Annotated in this window: 6 protein-coding genes; 2 read left to right on the plus strand and 4 right to left on the minus strand. The window is 64.5% G+C overall.

The features are described 5' to 3' along the window. Positions 1-290 precede the first annotated feature (290 nt). Positions 291-1,211 (minus strand): peptidylprolyl isomerase, encoded by a 921-nt coding sequence (locus tag ACEN88_RS23820; protein ID WP_413343635.1) that lies wholly within the window; start codon positions 1,209-1,211, stop codon positions 291-293. A gap of 181 nt (positions 1,212-1,392) precedes the next feature. On the opposite strand from ACEN88_RS23820, the gene ACEN88_RS23825 reads away from it, so the two are divergent. Both ACEN88_RS23825 and ACEN88_RS23830 read left to right on the plus strand, forming a co-directional pair. Further along, positions 1,393-2,037 (plus strand): VTT domain-containing protein, encoded by a 645-nt coding sequence (locus ACEN88_RS23825; RefSeq protein ID WP_056130107.1) that lies wholly within the window; start codon positions 1,393-1,395, stop codon positions 2,035-2,037. A 148-nt stretch (positions 2,038-2,185) separates the two neighbouring features. After that, the gene (locus tag ACEN88_RS23830; protein WP_413343637.1) at positions 2,186-3,232 is read left to right on the plus strand and encodes a carbonic anhydrase; all 1,047 of its coding nucleotides are present in this window, start codon (positions 2,186-2,188) and stop codon (positions 3,230-3,232) included. A 12-nt stretch (positions 3,233-3,244) separates the two neighbouring features. Here ACEN88_RS23830 and ACEN88_RS23835 read toward each other — a convergent pair whose 3' ends face one another. The 3 genes from ACEN88_RS23835 to ACEN88_RS23845 form a co-directional block, all read right to left on the minus strand. After that, the gene (locus tag ACEN88_RS23835) at positions 3,245-3,475 is read right to left on the minus strand and encodes a hypothetical protein (RefSeq protein ID WP_413343639.1); all 231 of its coding nucleotides are present in this window, start codon (positions 3,473-3,475) and stop codon (positions 3,245-3,247) included. 118 nt (positions 3,476-3,593) lie between these two features. Continuing rightward, entirely contained in the window at positions 3,594-4,427 is an 834-nt protein-coding gene (locus ACEN88_RS23840; RefSeq protein WP_413343641.1) for a D-hexose-6-phosphate mutarotase, read from the minus strand. Positions 4,428-4,464: 37 nt separating this feature from the next. Further along, positions 4,465-5,233, minus strand: a 769-nt coding sequence (locus ACEN88_RS23845; protein ID WP_413343642.1) for an N-acetylmuramoyl-L-alanine amidase family protein, incomplete at its 5' end; no start/stop codon positions are given.

The following is a 5,233-nucleotide window of genomic DNA, read 5'->3' on the forward strand; positions in this document are numbered from 1 at the left end:
GACCTTGGTCCACGGGCCGCCGCGGTTGCGCTGGGCGTCCAGGACGCTCTGGTAGACGGCGCTCTCGGTGCGCATCAAATTCGGGGTCAGAGCACATTTCGGCGCCACTTCGGGGTCAGAGCACTTTTTTGGACAATAGTTCTCAAGCACGAGTTTGCTTTGGCGCTGCAGTGAGCGCATGCGAGACGAGGTTGCATCGGCCCGCGTAGCGCGTCAAAAAAGAATGTGCTCTGACCCCGAATTTTCAGGAAAACGTGCTCTGACCCCGAATTGGGGTAATTTTATTAGGGCTATTTTTGCTCGCGTACGGGAATCGGCGCCGCGCACAGGTCGAGATGACCGGCCGTGACCTTGGTCCACGGGCCGCCGCGGTTGCGCTGGGCGTCCAGGACGCTCTGGTAGACGGCGCTCTCGGTGCGCATCACTTCGAAACGGCTGCGCTGGTCCGCCGGGACGTCGGCCGCCACCTTAACCGATGCGATCGGCACGTTCATCTCCGGCTTGTCGTAGAACCCCATCGGCGCGGGGCCGCGCGGCAGGGCGGATAGTTGCGGCATGCCGGAGATCACGCGGCCCACCACCGTGATGTTGCGGTCGAGGTGGCGCGCCGGACCGATGACGGCATACAGCGCCGTGCCGCCGCCGCTGTCGGCATCGTTGTCGCGGCCCACGCCGACCATGCCGTAACAGTGCGCCAGCCAGGTTTCGCCCGTCTTCGGATCGCGGCCAACGGGAAAGCCGTTCGAATGGCCGACCTGGGGCGCGTAGCCGTCGACGTCCTTCATGCGCGTGAAATGGGTGTCGTTCCTGAGGGGGACCGTAAATTCCGCCTTCAGCGTTTTTTGCGCACCTTTTACCGGACGGGCGTTGTCGTTGTCTTCATTCGGATCGGCCCATTGCACGACCCAGTTGTCCTGCACGCGCACGACGGCCAGCCCGTCGAAATAATGCTCGCGCACGAGCGCCTTGATGTTCTTCACGTGGTTCGGCGCGAACGTCGGCGCCAGTTCGATGACGACGCGGCCGAACGGGAGTTCCATGTACAGCGTGTTGTCCGGGTCGAGGGGCCGCCAGTCGGACGGTTTCGATGCCTTGACGATGTCGGCGACGCCGGGCTTCGGCGGGAGTTCCCTGGCGCCGGCCGTCGCCGCGAAGAGGGTGCAGGTGGCGGCGAGAATCGTGTGCCGGAAGGGGAAATAGGCCTTCTTCAATGTCGTCTCCTTGCCGCTTGTGGCGGGCCGGGGTCGTGGGTGGTGTGATGACAATTGTAATCTGTAAAATAATAGAATTAAAACATTTTGCCGATGAAGAAAATTCGCGGTGAAGATGAGCCGGCGGCCATTTTCGGCGTCGGACTGATGGTATGATTCGGCGCTACCATTTAGGAAAATTATGGATCTGATGCAATTCTTCGACATGATTCTTCATGTCGATAAGACCCTGGGAACATTGCTGGCGCAATACGGGGTGTATGTGTATGCCGTGCTGTTCGCCATCGTGTTCTGCGAAACCGGCCTCGTGGTTCTGTTCTTCTTCCCCGGTGATACCCTCCTGTTCATTGCCGGCGCCTTCTGCGCCACCGGCGAGATGAGTTATGCCTTGCTGACGCTCCTGTTGATCGTGGCGGCGGTGACGGGCAATACCCTCAACTATTACATCGGCGGGGCGATCGGGCATCGCGTGTTCACGCACGATTACCGCTGGCTGAACAAGGACGCCCTGCACCGCACCCACGAATTCTTCGAACGCCATGGCGGCAAGACGATCATCCTGGCCCGCTTCGTGCCCGTCGTGCGCACGTTCGCACCGTTCGTCGCGGGCATCTCGGACATGACCCATGCCCGCTTCCAGATGTACAACGTCACGGGCGCCGTGGCCTGGGTGGTCAGCCTGGTGACCGGCGGTTACTTCTTCGGCAATATCCCGGTGATCCGCGATCACCTGACGATCATCGTGCTGGTGGGTGTCGGCGCGGCCGTCGTGCCGCTGGCGCTGGGCGGGCTGTACAAGGTCGGACGGCGCATGATGAGCCGCTGAAGCCCGACAATGCGATCACATGAAACGCGCCGCATGACGGCGCGTTTTTTATTTGCGGCCGCTATTGATGCACGGAATTGTTCCTCAGGCTCAAGTTTACTGTCGGTCACGCCGATAAGGCAGGGGAGAGTAACACTACTGGATTCCCATGCGTACCCTGATCGCCCTGTTCGCTTGCAGCTGCGTCGCCCTGAGCGCAAGCGCCGCGAACGATCCCGCCGCCGCAGCGGCAGCCAGGCTGGCGGCTTCCGTGTCCCGTCCGGCCTCTGCCATGGTGCCGGCCGCGACGAAAAAGGCCGAGCCCGTCGAAAAGAAGGCCGAACCGAAAGCCGAACCGGCCGCGAGCGCCGGCTCGGCCAGCGAGGAAGATGCCGAGGTCGAGCTGTCGGCCAAGATTGCCCAGCGCCTGGCCGCGCTGCGCGAGCGCCAGCAGGCCCGCGCGACGGCCGCTGCGCGCGCGAAAAAACTCGCCGATGCGAAGCGCAGGCACGAGGAGCAGGTCGCCGCCGCGCCGAAGCACGGCACCGTGTGGTCGTATGAGGGCGAGCTGGGCCCGGCGAACTGGTCGAAGATCAATGTCGACTGGGCCAAGTGCGGCACCGGCAACCGCCAGTCGCCGATCGACTTGCGCGACGGCATCAAGGTCAATCTCGAACAGATCAGCTTCGATTACCACCCGTCGTCGTTCAGCGAGGTCAACAATGGCCACACGATCCAGGTGACGGTGGGCGGCGGCAATTTCATCACGGTCGGCAACACCGTGTACGAATTACAGCAATTTCACTTCCACCGTCCGTCGGAAGAAAAGATCAATGGCAAGGGCACGGAGATGGTCATCCACCTCGTGCACAAGAGCGCCGAAGGCAAGATCGCGATCATCGCCGTGCTCCTGGAGCGCGGCCAGCCGCACCGCCTGATGCAGACGATCTGGGACAACCTGCCGCTGGAAAAATTCGACACCGTCTCGCCCTCGATCGTGATCGACCCGACCGACGCGCTGCCGGAGCGGCGCGAGTATTTCACCTACATGGGCTCGCTGACGGAACCGCCGTGCACGGAAGGCGTGCTGTGGATGGTGTTCAAGCAGCCGATGCAGGCGTCGCCGGCGCAGATGGCCCTGTTCTCGCGCCTGTATCCGCTGAACGCGCGGCCGGTCCAGTCGACTGCGGGCCGCTTGATCAAGGAATCGAACTGAGCGCTTGCGTGCTCAACGCCAGCGGCGTCCACCGCCACGGTGCCCATGCCAGCCACGGCCGCCACGATCGTATTCGTGATAGCTGAAGTCGAGCGAGACGGGCGGTCCGACATACGCGGGGCCGTAGCCGCCTGGATAATAGGGCGCGTCATAGGCCGCATAAGGCGGCGCATAGACGGCGCAGCCAGACAGGGCGGACCCCGCCGCCAGCACGAGTGCCAGCCGTTTCACCAATGTACTCATTGCGTCTCCTCCTTGCGTGTCCTCCCATGCTCGTAGCATGTAGTTTAGGCCGCATGGCGAGGCGCACAGCGCATTTTTTGCTACAAAATGAAACGCCGGCACATGCCGGCGTTGTCGTTCATCCTGCCTGGACGACGGCCCGGTACGTCCCGCGCCAGATCCCGCCCGGCTCCAGTTGCTGCGGTCGGACGGCCGCATCCCCCAGCAAGGCAGGTTCGATGCAGACGAAGCGGCGGTATTCCTCGTCTTCCATGTCGGACAGCGCCGCCGCGTCGGCCGCGCCCGGGTTCCACACGACGGCGTCGTTGAAGCCCGTCTGCTCCAGCGTCACCTTGTCCGCGCCCGTGTCGAACGTGATCGCGCCGGCGATGCGTTCGAACACCTGGTCGAGCTTGTCGGTGATGGCGAGCGTCTCCGCCTGCACGCCGTCGATGCGCACGGCTTCCACGTCTTCGACGAGGTGGTACGTGTGCAGCGCGGCGGCGAACGGGAAGGTCTGCGTGCCGGTGTTGCGCACGTCGAGCGACATGTCCAGTTGCGCGCCGCGCACGGCCACGCGCAGCAGCAGTTCGAAGGCGTAGGGCCAGGCGGCTGCGAGCTGCTGGGGCAGATCGCCCTGGTTCAGCGCCAGCACCGCGAACGCGGCACCATCCGCTTCGCCCTGGTCGAGGACGCGCCAGGTCGCGACGCGCGCGAAGCCGTGGCGCAGGCCGGTGCCGCGTTCGGCGAATTGGGGAAAGATGACGGGCACGCCGCCGCGGATCGCCTTCTGGCCGTCCAGCGCGGACAGGCTGCTCATGAACAGGCGTTCCTGCGCGGGCCCGCCGGCCGTGGTGACGGCTTTCCACGACACCAGGTGGGCGCCGTACAACGTGATGGTCGCCTCGGCGCCGTCCGGCGCGCGAAGTTGCAGGGCGGGCAATTGCCCGAAGTTGATGGTCGTTGCGCTCACGAGAATCCTCCTCAGGGGGACGCCCGCGGGCGTCCCATTAAGTCATGCGGCTCTTTGCCAGCGGCGGATTGTACGCGAAGTAGCGCTTGATGCCTTTCGTGATCGCGTCGGCCAGTTGGTTCTGGTAGGCATCATCCTTCAGCCGCGCTTCCTCTTCCGGGTTGGAGATGAATGCGGTCTCGACGAGGATCGAGGGGATGTCCGGCGCCTTCAGCACGGCAAAACCGGCCTGTTCGACGACGCCGCGGTGCAGGCGGTTGATGCCGCCGATTTCCGTCAGCACGGCCTTGCCGAGCTTCATGCTGTCGTTGATCTGGGCCGTCTGCGACAGGTCCATCAGCACGCTCGCCAGCTGCCTGTCGTGGCTGGCGAGATTCACGCCGCCGATCAGGTCGGCCTTGTTCTGGTCGGCCGCCAGCCAGCGCGCCGCGCTCGAGCTGGCGCCTTTTTCCGACAGCACGAACACGGACGAGCCGCGCGCCGTCGGTTCGACGAACGCGTCGGCGTGGATCGACACGAACAGGTCGGCCTGCACCTTCCGCGCCTTTTCCACGCGCTGGCCGAGGGGGACGAAAAAGTCGGCGTCGCGCGTCAGCATCACGCGCGTGTTCGGCAAGTCTTCCAGCTTGGCCTTCAGGCGCTTCGCCACCGCGAGCACGATGTCCTTCTCGTGCACGCCCGTGGTACCGGTCGCGCCGGGATCCTCGCCGCCGTGGCCGGGGTCGAGCGCAATGGTGACCATGCGCGCCACCTTCTGTCCCGGGGCGGCCTTGGCGGGCCCGTGCGGCTGGGCCGGTTGCGGCGTC

The sequence above is a fragment of the Massilia sp. CT11-108 genome, assembly GCF_047302915.1.
GTDB lineage: Bacteria > Pseudomonadota > Gammaproteobacteria > Burkholderiales > Burkholderiaceae_D > Telluria > Telluria orientalis.